At 54.2% G+C, this 17689-nt stretch carries 15 protein-coding genes; 3 read left to right on the forward strand and 12 right to left on the reverse strand.

Annotated elements, in window-relative coordinates; translation table 11 throughout:
* Positions 1–189 precede the first annotated feature (189 nt).
* The 3 genes from SMB34_RS06015 to SMB34_RS20605 all read left to right on the forward strand — a co-directional run bounded on the left by SMB34_RS06015 (position 190) and on the right by SMB34_RS20605 (position 3301).
* Positions 190–1056, forward strand: coding sequence for an ABC transporter permease (locus SMB34_RS06015; protein ID WP_007089953.1), 867 nt, complete (start codon positions 190–192; stop codon positions 1054–1056).
* On the forward strand, positions 1053–2072 hold the full coding sequence (locus tag SMB34_RS06020) for a quaternary amine ABC transporter ATP-binding protein (protein ID WP_037988476.1): 1020 nt from the start codon (positions 1053–1055) through the stop codon (positions 2070–2072). Before SMB34_RS06015 ends, SMB34_RS06020 begins: the two co-directional genes overlap by 4 nt.
* A 98-nt stretch (positions 2073–2170) precedes the next feature.
* On the forward strand, positions 2171–3301 hold the full coding sequence (locus tag SMB34_RS20605; RefSeq protein ID WP_167332738.1) for an HD-GYP domain-containing protein: 1131 nt from the start codon (positions 2171–2173) through the stop codon (positions 3299–3301).
* On the opposite strand, the gene rfbC is transcribed toward SMB34_RS20605, so the two are convergent.
* From rfbC to SMB34_RS06080, 12 genes are all read right to left on the reverse strand, one after another.
* Positions 3280–3903 carry a dTDP-4-dehydrorhamnose 3,5-epimerase gene (gene rfbC / locus SMB34_RS06030; protein ID WP_007089956.1) on the reverse strand — a complete coding sequence of 208 codons (624 nt, stop codon included), beginning with the start codon at positions 3901–3903 and terminating at the stop codon, positions 3280–3282. The two genes, SMB34_RS20605 and rfbC, sit on opposite strands and share 22 nt — an antisense overlap.
* A 12-nt stretch (positions 3904–3915) precedes the next feature.
* The gene (locus SMB34_RS06035; RefSeq protein ID WP_037988549.1) at positions 3916–5106 is read right to left on the reverse strand and encodes a hypothetical protein; all 1191 of its coding nucleotides are present in this window, start codon (positions 5104–5106) and stop codon (positions 3916–3918) included.
* An 84-nt stretch (positions 5107–5190) separates the two neighbouring features.
* Entirely contained in the window at positions 5191–6345 is a 1155-nt protein-coding gene (locus SMB34_RS06040) for a polysaccharide pyruvyl transferase family protein (RefSeq protein ID WP_037988478.1), read from the reverse strand.
* Positions 6346–6490: 145 nt separating this feature from the next.
* Entirely contained in the window at positions 6491–7489 is a 999-nt protein-coding gene (gene galE, locus SMB34_RS06045; RefSeq protein ID WP_037988482.1) for a UDP-glucose 4-epimerase GalE, read from the reverse strand.
* Between the two features lie 101 nt (positions 7490–7590).
* Positions 7591–8781, reverse strand: coding sequence for a polysaccharide pyruvyl transferase family protein (locus SMB34_RS06050; RefSeq protein ID WP_007089960.1), 1191 nt, complete (start codon positions 8779–8781; stop codon positions 7591–7593).
* Positions 8782–8817: 36 nt separating this feature from the next.
* Complete coding sequence (locus SMB34_RS06055) at positions 8818–10140, reverse strand: glycosyltransferase family 4 protein (RefSeq protein ID WP_007089961.1); 1323 nt, start codon at positions 10138–10140, stop codon at positions 8818–8820.
* A complete protein-coding gene (locus SMB34_RS06060; RefSeq protein ID WP_007089962.1) occupies positions 10127–12319 on the reverse strand; it encodes a glycosyltransferase family 2 protein in 2193 nt (730 codons plus the stop codon). The genes SMB34_RS06055 and SMB34_RS06060 overlap by 14 nt, the downstream gene beginning before the upstream one ends.
* Positions 12312–12467, reverse strand: a complete 156-nt coding sequence (locus tag SMB34_RS21020) for a hypothetical protein (protein ID WP_156962649.1) — start codon at positions 12465–12467, stop codon at positions 12312–12314. The genes SMB34_RS06060 and SMB34_RS21020 overlap by 8 nt, the downstream gene beginning before the upstream one ends.
* An 11-nt stretch (positions 12468–12478) precedes the next feature.
* Entirely contained in the window at positions 12479–13261 is a 783-nt protein-coding gene (locus SMB34_RS06065; protein WP_007089963.1) for a hypothetical protein, read from the reverse strand.
* Positions 13262–13282: 21 nt separating this feature from the next.
* Complete coding sequence (locus SMB34_RS06070) at positions 13283–14545, reverse strand: glycosyltransferase family 4 protein (protein WP_007089964.1); 1263 nt, start codon at positions 14543–14545, stop codon at positions 13283–13285.
* A complete protein-coding gene (locus tag SMB34_RS06075; RefSeq protein ID WP_037988484.1) occupies positions 14542–15387 on the reverse strand; it encodes a class I SAM-dependent methyltransferase in 846 nt (281 codons plus the stop codon). The genes SMB34_RS06070 and SMB34_RS06075 overlap by 4 nt, the downstream gene beginning before the upstream one ends.
* The gene (locus SMB34_RS06080) at positions 15384–17636 is read right to left on the reverse strand and encodes a glycosyltransferase (RefSeq protein ID WP_037988486.1); all 2253 of its coding nucleotides are present in this window, start codon (positions 17634–17636) and stop codon (positions 15384–15386) included. Before SMB34_RS06080 ends, SMB34_RS06075 begins: the two co-directional genes overlap by 4 nt.
* Positions 17637–17689 lie beyond the last annotated feature (53 nt).

Here is a 17689-nt window from a genome sequence, read left to right on the forward strand (position 1 = left end):
GAAGCTTTAACGTCTTTGACGTGAAAACAGCCCGCCTGAATGGGGCGGGCTGTTTTATTATCAGTTCCTGACGCAAAAAACTGTCAGGAGATGTCAGTCCCTCAAGCAATTAATCGTGCGCAGGCGGGATCATATTGCTAGGCTCCTACGTTCATTGGTTTTCTGAACACAACCGGCCGGACGCACACGATGTTTCCAGAACAATTGAATGTGCCCTTGGGCAAATGGGTCAATCGCTTTGTCGACTGGCTGGTGGTGAACTATGGCGATGCGTTTGAAGCGTTTGCCGACAGCCTGCTGACAATTCTGGTCTGGCTTGAACAAATCCTGCGCGGAACGCCTTGGTGGATCGTGGTGATCGCGGTTGCGGTCATCGGATTTCATGCCAGCCGCAACTGGAAAATTGCCGCCGGACTGGCAATCGCAATGATTGCCATCGGATCGCTGGGGCTTTGGGACAAGGCTATGCAGACCCTTGCCCTGATGATCGTGGCAACGTCACTTTCGGTGATCATCGGCGTTCCGGTCGGTATTGCGATGGCGATGTCAAACCGGCTACGCGCCGTAATGCTGCCGATCCTTGACACCATGCAGACCATGCCAAGCTTTGTGTATCTGATCCCTGCCCTGATGCTGTTTGGGCTGGGCAAGGTACCAGCTATCCTTGCAACTGTGATTTACGCGGCCCCGCCGGTAATCCGTCTGACCGATCTGGGCATCAGGCTGGTCGATGCCGAAGTTCTTGAAGCATCCCGGTCATTCGGAGCCAGCCGCAAGCAAATCCTCTGGAAAGTGCAACTCCCCCTCGCCCTGCCCAACATCATGGCCGGGATCAATCAGACGACAATGATGTCGATCTCGATGGTGGTGATTGCATCCATGATCGGTGCGCGCGGCCTTGGTGAACAGGTATTGATGGGCATCCAGCGCCTTGATGTTGGTGCGGGTATGGAGGCCGGTATTGCGATTGTGCTTCTGGCGGTTGTGTTTGACCGGATCGGTCAGGCTTATGGCAGACGGTCCCAACGCAGTCACAAGGCGGAGGAAAAGCCATGAGTTATATTGAAATCCGCAATATTTTCAAAATCTTCGGCCCGGATCCGCAAACAGCACTTAAACTGGTGCAAGACGGTGCCGATAAGGATGAAATCCTTGCCAAGACCGGCCATACGGTCGGCCTGCATGATGTATCACTCTCTGTCGAACGGGGTGAAACATTTGTGGTTATGGGGCTTTCGGGGTCAGGAAAATCAACCCTGATCCGGCATCTGAACCGCCTGATTGATCCGACGTCAGGCGAAGTCCTTTTTGACGGCACCGATATCCTTGCCATGAGCATCAGTGAATTGAATGCATTTCGGCGCAAAAGGCTTGGCATGGTGTTTCAGCGCTTCGGGCTTTTGCCCCACCGCAGTGTGATCGACAATGTCGGCTATGGTTTGGAAATTCAGGGGAATGATCGCAAACCACGCGAAGATGCGGCTCGCAACTGGATCGAACGGGTCGGCCTTGCCGGATACGAAGATAAATTCCCCGATCAGCTTTCAGGCGGCATGCAGCAGCGCGTGGGCCTTGCCCGTGCTTTAACAACCGATCCCGAAGTCCTTCTGATGGACGAGGCATTTTCAGCCCTTGATCCACTCATCCGCAATGACATGCAGGATGAGTTGATGAAACTTCAGGGCGAGCTTCATAAAACCATCGTGTTCATTACCCATGATCTGGACGAGGCACTTAAGCTGGGCGATCGGATTGCGATCCTGAAGGATGGCAAACTCATTCAGGTCGGTCGACCCGAAGAAATCATCATGCAGCCCGCTGATGCGTATGTACGTGCCTTCACCCGCGATGTGAACAGATCACGGGTACTGCGTGCCCGTACCTTGATGCAGCCCGTTGCAAATGGCAGCGACGTCAATGCGGGTTGGCCCAGGATTGCCGGGGACATGCGCCTTGAAGATATCCTGCCCGTCGCACTGGCGACCGAGGGATCAATGGCCGTGATTAACGACAGGCAAGAAACGGTCGGCATCTTAAGCAAACAACAGGTGATTGCAGCACTGGCCGCATAATTTTTTGATTAGAGGCTTCTAATTGCTTGATAAAATCCTTATATTCATACGAATACAAGCGATAATATCGGGCAGGAATTCAGTCTCATGGCACTTCGTTGACCACCGGAACCCAAAACATATTGCATGTCGTGTGCGAAAGCGACCGCACGGCTTTGATACCGGTATCCCTGCTTGGTTTTGACATTCGGGTCTCGTCCATTGCTGATAAAATTCCGCTGGATGCGCAAACCATCGTTCTGGATATCGATCTTGCGAAGGCCGATAATATCACCAAGCTGACAGCGTTTCGCAAAACGGCTCCTGCCCGCTGCAAACAGATTTTCGCGATCACCAAAGGCAACCTGCAGGAAGAATTGCAGGCGACCACTCTTGGCGCGCGCAAGACAACGCACAAACCGTTAAACGATGTCGGGCTGGCAAAGATTATCGAAGACATTCGCGAGGCGGAGGGCATATTTACCCCGACAGCGACCAAAGCGATAAACGCAGCAGCAAAGACACTTGAAAAAACCTTCACCCAGTTCGGAGCAAACAGGCCCGTCGACCTTGACGAAGTTGCGGCAACCGGCGAGGAAGTTGCAAAAACCATTGGCGATGTCGGTGTAAATGAATGGCTATCGACGGTGCGGGCCTATCACCAGACAACCTTCCAGCACATCCTGATCGTAACCGGTCTTGCCTGCTCGTTTGCTACTGCAATGGGAATGCGGCGCGGCGATATCGAAAAGCTGACCATCGCCGGATTGCTGCATGATATCGGCAAGGTCGATATCCCGGCTGCAATCCTTGATAAGCCGGGAAAATTAACCCCCGAAGAGTTTGACGTCATCCGTACCCATCCCTTGGCGGGTTACCGGTTCCTTTCCCGGCAAGGCGGCATTGACGAAGACGTTCTGGATGCCATCCTGCATCATCATGAATTCCTGAACGGCACTGGCTACCCTGATGGCCTGTCAGGTGACCAAATTCGCGATCTGACCCGTATTCTGACCGTTTGCGATATCATGGGTGCGCTGCTTGAACGGCGATCCTACAAAGAACCCTTCAGCGTCACAGAATCTTTATCCATCCTTTTGCAAATGGCCAACGACGGCAAAGTGGAAAAGGTCCTCGTGCACGCCCTGGGCAGGACGCTTGAAAAGAACATCAACGCAATCAACGATAAAATCCCGGACGAAAGCCTGATTGCGCTGGCCCCGCTATATCAATCACCCGTCGACGCGTGATAACGCCCGATATCCCCGGCAAGAGCATGATGCGCCGCCGCCGCACGCGCAACATCAACTGAAAACAGTTCGATCAATGCGGGCTGCGCTCTGTCTTTTTCCGATAGTACGGGCTGCTGACCAAATAATTCCCAATCGATCTGAAGATCAGGGTCATTCCACGCGATCCCACGGTCATTTTCAGGGCTGTAATAATCCGACACCTTGTAAATCACGGTGGTGTCGGGCCGCATGGTACGGAAACCATGGGCAAATCCCGGCGGTATCCATAGCTGATACCAGTTTTCCGCCGACAGTTTGATCTTGATATGCTGCCCGAAAGTCGGTGAATGCGGTCGGATATCAACGGCGATATCCATGATCTCCCCTGTTGTCACCCGGACCAGCTTACCCTGAACATGGGGTTCAGATTGGTAATGCAAACCACGAATGGTGTTGATCGGTTTACTGATGGACTGGTTTTCCTGCACGAGTGTTACATCGCCAATTGCCGCACGAAATTCATCCTCGCGGAAGGTTTCGGCAAATGTACCACGCGGGTCACGATGACGGTTGGGGACAAAAAGCACCGGCCCGTCAATGTCAAAACGATCAAATTCCATGGCCTTATCCTTTTACTTCCTGATGGAAACGGGAAAACTTACCAACTGTCGCGGCACCCGCCACTTCCCGTTATGAGGCTTTGGGATCAAACGCACGAACACGAGGCTGGCCTCGTCATCCACAGTGCTAAAAAGCCGATCCTGACTGTCTTCATCAATCATGGTGGCATATGCCGCAAACGGATCCCCCGGTCCGGCATCGGGGTCCAGATCCTCATCCAGAAGGAACTGCGGATCCGACCAGTTTTTCATATCTGCCGACGTCGAATAAAAGATTCCGTGACGATCTGTACCGTCCTTGTTGCGTTGCCGGTGCTGATAGATCGCAATAAAGTTATTGGTGCCTTCGTGTCGCACCAGCCCCCGGATCGAGGTAATGCCTCTTGGCCCAACGCGGGCGCAATCAGTCTGTTTGACATGCCATCCGTTTTCAGTCAGGCGGGCAGCGTCGATGAAATCCTCGCCATCCCAAACCTGCCAGCTTGACGGGTCATTGGCGGGGGCGCGGACCAGACAATTGCGCGAATTCTTCCATTCCTCTTCCCGTCGCCAGACAATGGCATAAAGATAATTCTGCCAATTGATGATGTTGGTCACGGTTACGTAGCTTGGCGCACGTTTGCGGTCATCGCGATAAGGTTCGGGTGGCGGAAAGGGTGCGTGATGAGGCGGTTTTCCCAGATAATCAAATGTCTTGCCACCATCGGTCGATTTCAGCGTTACCAATCCGTTGATCCAGCAATCAATCCGCTTTGTCCGTCCCTTGCAGGGCATTTCGTGCCGATACGGCATGAAGCTGGCACTGCCCAGTGCATAAACGTTTCTGCCATCATTGGTGTAAATGGCGTGGATCCAGGTGCGGTCATCGAGAAGATCGGGCTGCGCCTTGCCTGCCGCCATAAACCGGCTGTCGCAATCGGGTTTCAGGCTATCGAAACCATACCCGACAAATGCCCGGTTCTGAAAATTCGGCGCAAACAGGATCATGCGCCCCTTGTCATCGCGAAAGGCACGTGCTGGCGCATCGGGCAAATGATGTGAATCACAACCCGCAACGTCACTGTCAAAAATGACTTTTTCCGGTCCCGTGACGGTCAATTCAAGCGCCGAGGAATTCGGAGATGAGAAAGCAAGTATGCCGCCACCGGAAAAGACGGTCGCAATAAATACTGCCGCGTAGCGGAAATGCGATCTGGTTAACACGTCGCCATCCATTACCGTTTGAAACGAAAAGAAACACAGGCATGACCGGCACTAGGAAAACCAGCCACGCCCGCGCAGCATTGATCACGCCGCCTCGACCACGTATGGGGTCGGAGTTGCACCAAGGCGGTGCGCCATGCAGTTCTCTTCAAGGAAGGTTTTAAGTTCGCCAAACCGCATCTGGTAGGTTTCCTCGAAATGGCCGAAATCTGCCTGATCCCAGGCTTCTTCGAAGGAAAACTTGTCGATATAGCGACCGTCGACATGCGGAATGCCCAGCGTTTTGACAAATTCGCGGGTTCGCGTATCGTAGGTGATGTAAAGCGCAGGCACTTCGTTGGCGAGCGCCAGAAGATTACCATGCAGACGGAAGCCGGTTACGGCATCAAGATGCTGTTCTGCTTCCTCGAAATCTGCCACCGTTTCGAAAACCGCCAGTGACGATTTATACAGTTGCAGGATCGGGTCGTTTTCGCCGTAAAGCCAGCGTTCCTTGATAAGCTGGTTGACGGCCTTTGCCATCACTTCGTCCGCGTTGGCAATCTGGTTGCAGCGGGCATAGAAAATGGCCTTTTCTTCCAGTTCACCCGCACACAGGAATTCGGTCTGATATCTCTCCGCAAGTGTGCGCATCAAATAGCGTTGCAGCGTCCCAAAACCATGTGTTTTGCGCCTTAGGGTAAAACCAAGCCTTTTAATTTCGTTGGCCTTGATGCGGGGGAGACTGAGTTTCGGTTTGCAGTGGCGGAACGCCGTCGGACACCCAAAAACGCGGACATTCTTGATCCCGATCGAGTTCAGCGCCTTTTTCGAAAGATTCCCGCGCACCCCCAGCGTTGCCGACCGATGAGATACGATTTGAAGGAAACGCTTGGTCGACTCATTGACGTAGTCTTCGGAATTGTCAGGTGTTTGCACACCAATACCAAATGCAATTACCGGAACTTTGGTTCGCTCCAGCACTCGAATGATCGGGTCCCATTGACCGTTGGTATGGATGTAATTCGATCCGCGCAGAAACAGATAATCAAGCTGGTTGATTTTTTCGATCTGGGCTTCTGAAATATCGCCATTGGCCGAAGCATAAATAGGATAGAGTTCAGCGTAATCAAGAATTCTCAGGGATGAGTCATAGACGAAGCAGTCACCGATATTGGTAAATAGCCGAGTGGCTTTTTCCGGGGATCCAAAAGTATGCGTTACCACTCCGACATTTTCGACAACTCTGCCTGCCGGCATGAGAACGCCGATACGGGGCCTCTGGCCAGTTGAGGGGGTTATCTGGCTCATTTCTGGTACTCCTGCTATGGCGGTTCGGGCCATTTTGATCCTTCTGAACCGCTTGCTCGTAATGGACGTTTCCTCCCTTTCTGGCGCTCGGGTGTTATGCGGCGTCGACCACCTGACGGTTTTTCAGGCTTTCCTCCCAGTCAAGGGCATGAAGCACGATCATTTCAAGATCATCATGTTTCGGCACCCAACCGAGTTTTTCACGAACACGGTCTGCTCCGGCAATCAGCGCCGCGGGATCACCCGGCCGGCGTTCGGCCAGTTTGACCGGGAAATCAACGCCTGATACTTCCTTGACCGCCGAAATCACTTCCTTGACGGAGAAACCGCGACCGTAACCACAATTCATCACGTCGCTTTCGCCACCATTTTCCAGATATTCCAATGCAAGAACATGCGCATTGGCAAGGTCGGAAACATGGATGTAATCGCGAATACAGGTGCCATCGGGGGTTTCGTAATCTTCGCCATAGATTTCCAGATGCGAGCGGACACCGGTCGCCGCCTGGCTTGCAATCTTGATCAGATGGGTCGCCTTGCGTGACGTCTGCCCTGCCCGACCTTTGGGATCCGCACCGGCAACATTGAAATAGCGCAATGCGACATAATTCATGTCATGGGCAACCGAGGCATCGGCCAGCATCTTTTCCGTCATCATTTTCGACGTGCCATAAGGCGAAATCGGTTTTGACGGGAAATCTTCAAGTATCGGGGTTTTGGCCGGTTCACCATAAACACCTGCGGTCGAGGAAAAGATGAAATGCCGGATACCGGCATCAACAGCGGCCTGTGCCAAAGCACGCGAATTCACCGTGTTGTTGTAGTAATAATCAAGCGGATAAACGACCGATTCCGGCACGATGATCGAGCCCGCAAAATGCATGATTGCCGTCACATCGTGATCGGTGATGAGTTTGCGAACCAGCTCATAATCGCCGCAGTCACCTTCGACAAAGGCAGCCCCGGCCGGAACAGCCCAGCGGTGCCCCTGACTAAGGTTATCGAGGACGACGACATGTCGCCCGGCATCCAGAAGTGCAAGCGCTGCGTGGCTACCGATATAACCTGCGCCACCCGTTACAAGTACAGTCATTGCCGTGTCTCCTTGCTATCGCTGCCCGTTTGCGGACATGCTTGTGGTGGCACAGCCATTCCGCCCGATAGTACGGTGCGAAATGGCTGCACCGGGTTTAATCAGGCGACCTTGCGCTCGGGCTGAGCGTCTCGGGCCATCACATCGACCATCTTGTGATCGATATTGTTTTCCGTCAGGAACGTTGCCATCTCGCGATAGGTTTGGAACCAGGCGCGATTGAATTTGTCGAACAGATCCTGATTCCAGTAATCCTCAAGCACGAATTCCTTTTTCGAGAACACGTCATAGGAAGGAATCTGATAGGTTTCGGCAAATTCCACAGTGCGGCTGTCATAGGTGAAATAGATCGATGGAACACCGTTCGACAACGCCATCAGATTGCCGTGCAAGCGATAGCCCAGAACACAATCCTTGGTACGGACCAGATGTTCGTAATCGGCCACGACATCGGAATAGAACAGCTTTTCGCGATACAGCTTTTCCATCGTCGGATCGAGATACCAGTTCTTGACCCAATCGTTGTTTTTAAGGGCCTGCATTGCCTCTTCTTTCTGGGCATTGGTCCCGAAAACCAGTTTCTTTTCTTCGGGTTCGCCCTGGGCCATCAGGGTGATGTCATCGAACCGATGTGCCAGTTCCTTGACCAGATCGCGATGGAAAGTCAGATACCGTTCAATGTTCTGTGCGTAGGCTGGGGAAACTTCGCGCCGCAGGGTGATACCGACATTGCGTACAGCGTCAAGCGACGGGAGCTTGATGCGCATGTCCGGATTATTGGACCGGAAGGCCGTCGGACACCCGACAATGCGAACATTGGTAATACCCAGATCCCAAAGAACCTGGGCAGTGTAAGCCCCGCGCACACCGATTGAAGTCGTGGAATCGGCCATCATCCGCAAGACGCGTTTGGTCTGGTCGGACAATTCCAGCTTGCCCTTGACCGGAGCCTGCGCACCGATACCAAAACCCAGAACAGGCAAGCGCAGCCGTTCGAGGACTTCGATGGTATTGCGCCAATCCATGTCAGAATGGATATAGTTCGACCCACGCAGGAAGACGTAATCGTATTCTTCACGCAGACGATCAATATCTTCCATTTTGGGCTCTGCAATCGGCAGAACGCCAAGCTTGTCATAATTCATCAATTTCAGTGATGAATCGTATACGAACGCATCGCCAATATTGTGATAGTGGTCGATACTACGTTGAATATCCTGATAATTGTACCAGCGGACACAATCATGGTCGTAGACTTCGCCCGATGGAATCATTACGAGAACGCGCGCCATAGTATTTCTCCTTGGCTAGGTGACTTCTGATTATCGTTATGCCGTGCTGGCGACGGAGTGCTGCGACACAGGAGTCACAGACATCGGGCGGGTCTCGAGAACCTCCCGGTACTGCGCGAGATGTTGCTCGGCGCAATCGATATAGGTCGGCGGGCGAGGAATCCCCTCACGCATCCGATCCCAGATTTTATTGTCGGTAAGGGCATCAACAAGACGGTCGGCAAGGTCTTCGGCACTGCCGACACGGAAATGCAGACCATTGACGCCATCAGTAATTTTTTCGGCCATGCCACCGATGTTAGAACAGATCATCGGACGCCCATGGAAGAAGGCTTCCTGAATGACGATCGGTGAATTTTCCCACCAGATCGACGGAATGATCGTCCAGTCGGCAAGCTCCATCAGTTTAGGCATTTCGCTGTTCTGATAAGCGCCATAGAACCGGACACGTTCACCGGCCTTTTCGATCAGGTCGTGAACTTTTTCCTGATATTCAATGGGTTGTCGTTCAAGGTTGCCACCAAAGATCATCATCCGGGCATCATCCCCCCAGATGTCATCAGGCACACGGCCCACCGCATCAAGCAGGATATCAGCACCCTTGAACATGGTCAGTTGACCAAAGAACGCGAAACGCGACCGGCGTGGTTGCGCCTTGGAAAGTGCCCGGGTATTTGCCGCCTCCTTGACGTCCAGACCGTTTTCGATCACCGACATCTTGTCACGATCCAATCCCCAGTCGACAAACCGGTCCGCCAAAAAATCGCTGGGCGACACATAATGATCGGCCAGATTAAGCATCGCCTTGATGAACCGTTCACGACGCAGGAAGGATGCCGGCGAGATGTTCTGGAAACAGCCGTTACATTCGATGGGGCTTGCCCGGTTGCAAAGCTTCGTCCCGCCGCTTTTTACCATCTGTCCATGGTTGTGACAGATCGTCAGGAATTCGTGGAAGGTAAAGAAGATCGCCGCATCCGGCAGGGCTTCGCGGATCGCATAGATCGTTTCCAAACCGAGGCCGAGATAGTGGTGAAAATGCACAACATCCGGCTCATAATCGCGCACAAAGCGCAACAGATCGCGATCAATTTCGTCAGTATTCCCGTTCGACAGCAGAAAATGATCATAGTTTTCTGCATGATACAGGATTTCGTTATCTTTCTGGCGCAAGCTCATCAGTGCAGACGCACCGTGACGCGGCACCGGATGACCGACACGGGCCAGATAGAAGCTTTCCACCCCGTCCAGTTCGTTCAAGCCTTTATGCAGGTTGTAGGAGGCCACTTCGGCCCCGCCCAGCGACATGCTGGGATGTCCGTGAGAAATGATGAGGACACGCAGGTCAGTCGACGGCATGATTGTGGCTCCGCAAATTTGAGACGACCAATGACCAGCGGCGATCAAACGCCCAGCGGTCAAGACGATGCGAAAGTTCCTCCCAGGCGGGGGCGCTTGTTATCGATTGTTCGCTCCCCAGGACTTCGATTTCCGGAATCCACCATGACGCCGTTCCGCCCATGCGCAGTTTCAGCGCAAGGTCGAGCCCCTTTTCCGACGGGCCAATATAGCCACGGGTAAAACCGTTTATGTCTTCGAATGCCTTGCGCGGCATGACGCAGCATTCCGGGGTTCCGGCACTGACTTCGGTCGGTTCGGCATCGGCCAGAACGGCACGCGGATAACCGACATAACGATCCGACAAATACTGCCCGTCAACATCGCCCTCGATCCAGGTGCCTGCCCAACGGACGGAATCATCTTCAAACAGGATCGTCGGACAGACGACGCATTTGCTGCCGCGTTTGCGATAAGCCGCCAGCAATGGCTCGAACCAGCCTGTGTCATGCGGCAGGATGTGTGCTGACACCAACGCGATTGTTTCGGAATTCGTTGCAGCAACGCCAACCTCAAGCGCATCGCAGAAATCCTCGACGCCCTCGGCAAAAACGATGCGGACATTAAGTTTGTAAAAGGCCGCCAGCCTCATCATGTCGCTGCCGACCTGATCAAAACTTTCGGCGGGGCCAGCAATCACAATCGGCAGATGGCGCGTGACCTCATCAAGGCCAAGCAAGGCAATAGTCACACCGATATCGCTAATCGTGTCGTCAACACCAACGATCAGGGCAACTGGCGCGTCTTCATCGAAATTGCCGATATCATGGGTATCGATGGCAAACGGGTTTTGCGCCGTCATGTTCTGCAACATCGGCCCAAACTGTCGTTCGATGCTGTTTGATGCCGTAACCGAACGCGGATCAAGGGACGGCAGAACCCGCGACAAGGCCTGTCGCGCCGACGCACGGGTAGGATTTAGCGGGCAATAGGCCGGGAACGCGTCGGATATGGCCAGTTCCAGATAAACCGGCTGATCGGATGACGGTGTATCTTCCAGCGGACAGAACACCAGAAAACCATGGCTGTTGCGTGCCGGGTTAAGCCCCGAAAACATCGGATCGTTCAGAAATGCATTGGTAACGTCGGGCCGTGACTGCCGGGTCCAGCGATCATCAATCCGAACCGCTTCACCGCCAACGCGCAACATGACGGTTTCAACCGCGCGATCCGGGTCAAGCATCCAGCCCGATACCAGAATGCCACTGCCTTCTATCACCAGCGAAAAGTCGATCCCGATCCGCACCGGACGATCCAGTTCGGAAACAGTATCGCGACCATCGAAGCGATGGGCTGCCATCCGGATTTGCGCAAGGATGTTATCGGGCGCCTTTACCCGATCCAGAACAGAACGGATATGTGCAGGCACGTCTTGCAAGGCAACCAGCACGCGCTGCTGATAAACCTCGATCGAGAACCAGCCATCACGACCACGGAAATAAACGCGCTGCAACTTGCTCGGATTGATCCTGGTGTCGCCAGCCATAAGCCCGGTAACGCCCGATGCATGTTCACCAAGATCATCGCGTTGAAATTCAGCACTGGTCAGTTCGGCAAGAACCGGGCCTTCGTCTATCGCGATCACGCGGGTGCGGCCGGTCGGGAAATTGCTCGACCAGCCCTGAATGTAAATATCGCCTTCTTCCAGACCACCCAGAACTTCGATAAAGCCGTTGCTTCGTGCAGCAATCCGGACAAGGGCAGCCACAGTGCGCAGACGCTTCTTGTTCGGGTTGCCAGCCAGAAGCGCTTCGATAACGCCGTCAATCACGGTCGCGAATGCCGACCCGGATTGCTCGGCCACGGCAGATAGAATGGATTCAAGTCCCTGCGAGCGGCTTTCAATCCGATATTCTCCGGGCTGTCCCGGTGCCTTGAACAGGGCCGTTTTCAATCGGCGTTGCGATACATTCTGCATCGGCAGAAGTGCGACAAAACCAAAAGCAGCCTCGGGTGGGCCATCGGCACGACGCCAGCTGATGATTGATGCCTGAACCTTGGCATCAGCTTGACCGTTCAGGAATACATCGATTGTCGCGGGCATCGCAGCACCGACACCCGCCATAAGCGCAAGCCCGTCATCGACCAAAGCGGCCACAACGGTCCTGCCGTCCAGCGGCATTCCAGACGGTTCAGTCATGCCCTGCCCTCCTTGTCATTTCTTGTGATTGTGAATTGAAAAACAGTTCAGCCAGACCGAACGGCACCGTCATTACAAATGACGGCGCCGAAAAATCCGCGCTGCCGCTACTTTCGAGCAATTCGCTATGATTGGTGGCCTTTGTCATGACGCCCTGCCTCACCAAACCATTGCGCCGATGGAAAGTCCGACCGTCACACCAATCAGGCAGGACAGCACCAAAAGCGGCGTTTTCAGATCGTTGCGATGCCGCTCGGTCAATACGGAAAGACGTTCGTCAAATCCGCCAAGTGACTTGTCGAAGCGAACCAGGAAAACTTCCAGTTCCTCAACACGACGGGTCAGTTCGTCCTGCCCGGTACGAACAAGCTTCACACCGGCCTCGATCCCGTCATCGGCGGACGCCAGTTCATCCATGCGCTTGGATGCATCAACAAGGCGCTTGGCGGCTTCACGCTGACCATTTTGCAAAATGTGCTGAGCCGCCAGCAAACGATCAAGCCGGTCCAGAATTTTCGAAAGCGGCGCGTTGACGGCCGATTGCGCCTGCTGTTCGCTTTGCGACGGAATGCGCAACTCGATCTGATCGCCGGTTTCAGGCGCAATCGCGAAAACGCTAACATTTTCAACACTTGCCAAGGCGGCTTCGGGGAGCTCCACCTCGAATGCGTGGGCACCGTCGCCTATGCCATTACGGCGCAGGTCGACACGCTCGTTTTCGGCCTTCATACGCAACAAGGTATGCCCGTTCAGACGAACGATAACTTCGATGCGCGCATCCGGGCGTTCCGGGCACCAGACCCAGCCAAACAACCGTTGACGGTCAATCGCATCAACGCGTCCCTCGATTGTCGGGATCGCCTGCTCGGCATCGTTTTTTGCCGCATCATTGGCAACGGGCTTTGCAGATGTCTCTGATAGGTCTTTCTGGGCAATCGCCATGAATGCCTCCTTTTATCTGTGTCAGGCCGCGACGAAATCGGGACGGATCATCTTGCGAAACAGCACAAGGTGCTTTTGCGCGACATCATCGATACCGGCTGGCGGACGCACATGCCCCGACAGCTTCTTCCAGAGTTTCGGATTGGTGGCACAGTCCTTCATCACACGGGCAAGATCGGCCGGATCATCGGCGCGCACGTGAATGCCGTCATGACCATCGCGGACCATTTCAGCCATGCCGCCGATGCCGCTTGTGATGACGGGGCGGCCATGCTGGAACGCTTCCTGAATGACCAGCGGAGCATTTTCCCACCAGATTGATGGCACAACGATCCAGTCGACACGTGCCATAAGTTCGGGAATATCGGCCCGTTCATAGGCCCCCATACGGTGAACTTTCGAACCGGTTGCATCAAAAAGACCATCAATCTTTTCATTAAAGGCAACCGTCTGGAACGGTGCCCCGCCGTGAATACGCAATTCAAAATCGACATCATCGGCTGCCAGTTTCTGACTGGCTTCAAGCAGAACATCCGCCCCCTTCCATGGGTTCAGATTGCCGAAATAACCAAACACATTTGGCATCCCGGCCCCCATATCGCGTTTGGGTGCGGCCGGTACGGACGGGCGACCATTGTGCATGACCTCTATCTTTGCCGGGTCAATTCCCCAATCGACATAGCGATCACGCAGGAACGCGCTTGGAGACAGAAAGCGATCAACAACGCGAAGATGATTGCGCAGATTGACCGTCCGCATTGAAAACCGTTCCGGCGCAATGCCATCAAGACCGCAACGTTTGCCAATCCGGTCCGCTTCCAGATAACGCTGACGGGTGCCTCGATGGATCATCAACCCGTCATTCGGGCAAATCGCATAGTAGTCATGCAAGGTCATCACTATCTGGCAATGCGGCAGAACACGGCGGATCAGCATCGGCAACTCGATCCCCCAAAGAACCAGATGATGGATATGCACCACATCCGGATCCCAGGTTTTCAGTAGCTCGGTAAAATTCGGCGCGACGGCATACAGATCTGTCTGCGACATGTTGAACCGGTCAAAATGCCCGGCCCAGAACAGCATTTCATCACCGGCATCATTGATCGCCTGAAAGCTGGTGCCCGGGCGACGTTCACGATGGATATCGTTGGTCGCGCCAATGAAAATGGCTTCGCACCCTGCCCGCTTATAGGCATTAAACAGATCGTGGGCGAAAATCTCGGTGCCGCCAGGATGCAAATCGGGATGATTATGAGCCAGAACCATGATGCGTGGGTTCATGCGTTCCTCCGCGGTTTTTCTGCAATCAGGAAGTCCTGGTAATGATCGGCCTGATCACCGTGCCAGGTTCCGAAACTTTTGGATTTCAGGGTAAATCCGGCGGCACTCATCGCGCCGTCGATGAAACCATCATCAAAGCCAACAGCCGCCATCGGGTTTTCACCCTTAAGATGCCAGCACGGCTGGTTTTCAAGTCTCTCAAGACTGGTTAAACGCGGGTCGCAGCCGGGATATGAAAGTTCCTGAGGATCACGAATGATAAAGGCCGTAAGAAACAGCTTCCCGCCCGGGCGCAGCACGCGGAACACCTCGGCGCAATAGGTTTCGATTTCTTCAGGCGGCAAGTGGGTTGCCACCGAGATCATTGCGGTGAAATCGAATGCACCATCCTGAAAAGGCAACCGCATGCCACGCCCGCCGATGGATCCTTCGGGATTATACAGCGCGTTTTTGACGTCCTGCGTCTGGAAACCAAAATTTGGATAAGCGGGTGAAATCGTGCGCTTGCACCATTCAATCCCGTTTGCAACCGGGTCAATGCCTTCGTAGATCGCATTGGACGCATCAAGATACTGGGTCAGTGGCACCGCCATCCGCCCGATGCCGCACCCGATATCAAGCACATCATGATCAGGCATAAGGCCCGCCCGACGGACAAAATGCCCCAGAAATTCGGCACCGATGGCACGATAGTCGCCATCGCCGACAAAAACGGCTTCTTCGGGCGGTACCGGCAGAAAACGATTGGCGATGATCTGCTCGCAAAGCCAGACCAGATGCTGTTCGCTTTTGGCGTCGAGCACCGGTTCATTATGGTTGGAAAATGCCAGAACCTGGCTCATGCCGCTTCTCCTTGATCATCTTTATCTGAAACACGGTTTTGCGGCCGGTTCTGTGGAACATCGTTTTTGTGGAAATCTTCGAGCATGTCTGACCAGCGCGAGGCATGAAGCCAGGCGTTATATTGTGTCGCCACACCAAGCACGTAATCGGTGTGGGTCGAGATCGACTTGCGCTCGAAATGATAAAGGCTGGCGTCAGGTACGTATTTGATATCGAAATCGGCCTTGCGGATTTTGAGGCAAAGGTCGCTGTCCTCGTAATCGCCGATCACGTAATCTTCGGTAAAGCCACCGACATCATTGAACGTGCCACGATGCAACAGCATGCAGGCCCCGGTGATCCCGGGAACGGATCGTTCAACATTGGCGTCACGGAACTGATCGGGCAGCCCTTTATAGAAATGATGGTTCAGCCATTGTCCGCGTTCATTGCGGGCAAAATACATTCCGGCATGCTGCAACGAGCCATCTTCAAACAAAAGCTTTGGCCCGACCGCGGCGACATCCTGCGGACCGCCCATTTTTGAGGCCATCAATTCCAGCCAGCCAATCTGATAGGGAATGACATCCGAATTCAGCATAGCGATCAGGTCTGACCGAGCCTGTTCGGCACCTGAATTGCAGGCCCGTGCATATCCCCCATTTCGGGTCATGACCACCAGACGCATCGGCATGTCATAAAGCAGATGCAACCCACGCAGCAGATGTTCGCACTCTTCTGCCTGTTCCGGAGAATCCAGAACGTAAATCACTTCGCAATACCGTGAAATCCAAGGGTCACAGGCAAAGGCACCAACCTGGGCACGCAGGAAATCGAGCACCCGATACAGCGGCACAACAATCGAAACAGCGGGCTCTTTAAGCTGCTCACCAAACTCGATGGTTCGATCCGCTTTGGCAGCAGCAAGCAATTTCTGCTGCAAATCACCAATGACCGGAGCCAGACAGTTTTCAATGATCTCGTCAGTCAGGTGCTGCGGTGGGACCGCACGCAGGATACGTGCCCGCGCCTCTGCCGGGTCAATCGGCTGGGCGGTTGGCACCATCAGGTGACGACTGCCCGAGGTCAGTCGCATCAAACTGCGTGGTTGAAGGATCGGTACTTGGCTTTGAATGTCACGATAAAACCCGACAAACCCGGTGGCCGAAACCGTTCGGTCGTCATCCATGACATTCCCGGCATAGCGATAAAAACCATCGCCGAATGGATGGGCTGTGCCCTTGCTGTCAAGAATATCAATGCTGGCGATCATTTCAGCCGGATCACGATACCAGCCGCCAATCAGGGTGCCACGCGCAGTGGTTACGGCAAGGTCGACCTCACCACTGGGCAAGCCACCGCCACCCGTAACCCGCTGGCTTGAAAGCGGACAGCGTAGCTGGAATTCAAGCGCGGCCTTTCTGGCCTTGGTATCGCCACGCGCCATTGCGCCAATGATATATTCGCGCAGATCGGCATCAGATTTGCCGCGCGCCAGCCACCATCGCGACAACGAGGGCAAAACTGGCGTCGCCGCCAGATGGCGAATGGCCAGCGCGCGTCCGCCGGTCACGACGAGATAGGCACCGTTCTCGGTGCCGTCGCGATCAGCGATCATGTAGGTCTGTTTTTTGCCTTGGGGCCCCTCGCTGCTTTCATGTGGCGGAACAGCCAGACGGCGGAATCCGAACGAGGACACGATATAAACAGCTTCGATGTCACCAAACGCCACCGGCAGCCCAGCCGAGATCAGTATCTGCTGATCTGAGAGTTTTGCGACCGCTTTGGCGCGCTGTGGCGTATCGACAATTTCGGAAACCAGTTTATTGAGAAATGCGGTGTAACTTTTGCTTCGGCGGGTACGAAACATGCTTGCCCACGCACCAAGCAGCGCAGACATAAGAGACAAGCGTCCCGATGGCGTCACGTCTTCAAGCAGCATGCTCGCATTGGCAAATTCAAAATCACCTTCCGGATCAATGGTGATTTCATCTTTGCGGCCAAGAGTCCCTGCTTCTGCCAGGAACGAAACCGGTTCGTCCTTGGGCCGACGGATCAGGCGCAGAAGTCGCGTGCCGCCACCATTAAGCGGCAAACGCAGTGTGGCTTGCGGCGAGATTGCCTTGCCTTCGGTAGTTTCAAGTTTGGGAACCGCCCACAAGCGGGTCGGCATATCCCAGATCAGAAGCAATGTTTCCGGGTTAAGCAGGCAAACGTCCGGCGCGTCACCGGTCGTCCGCACAGCATCGGACGAGGCAAATTCAAGCATGGCGATTTTCACTTCACAAGAAGAACGGGGTGACGCCCGCAACATAAGTTGCG

Source organism: Thalassospira permensis NBRC 106175, assembly GCF_000714555.1.
Lineage (GTDB): Bacteria > Pseudomonadota > Alphaproteobacteria > Rhodospirillales > Thalassospiraceae > Thalassospira > Thalassospira xiamenensis.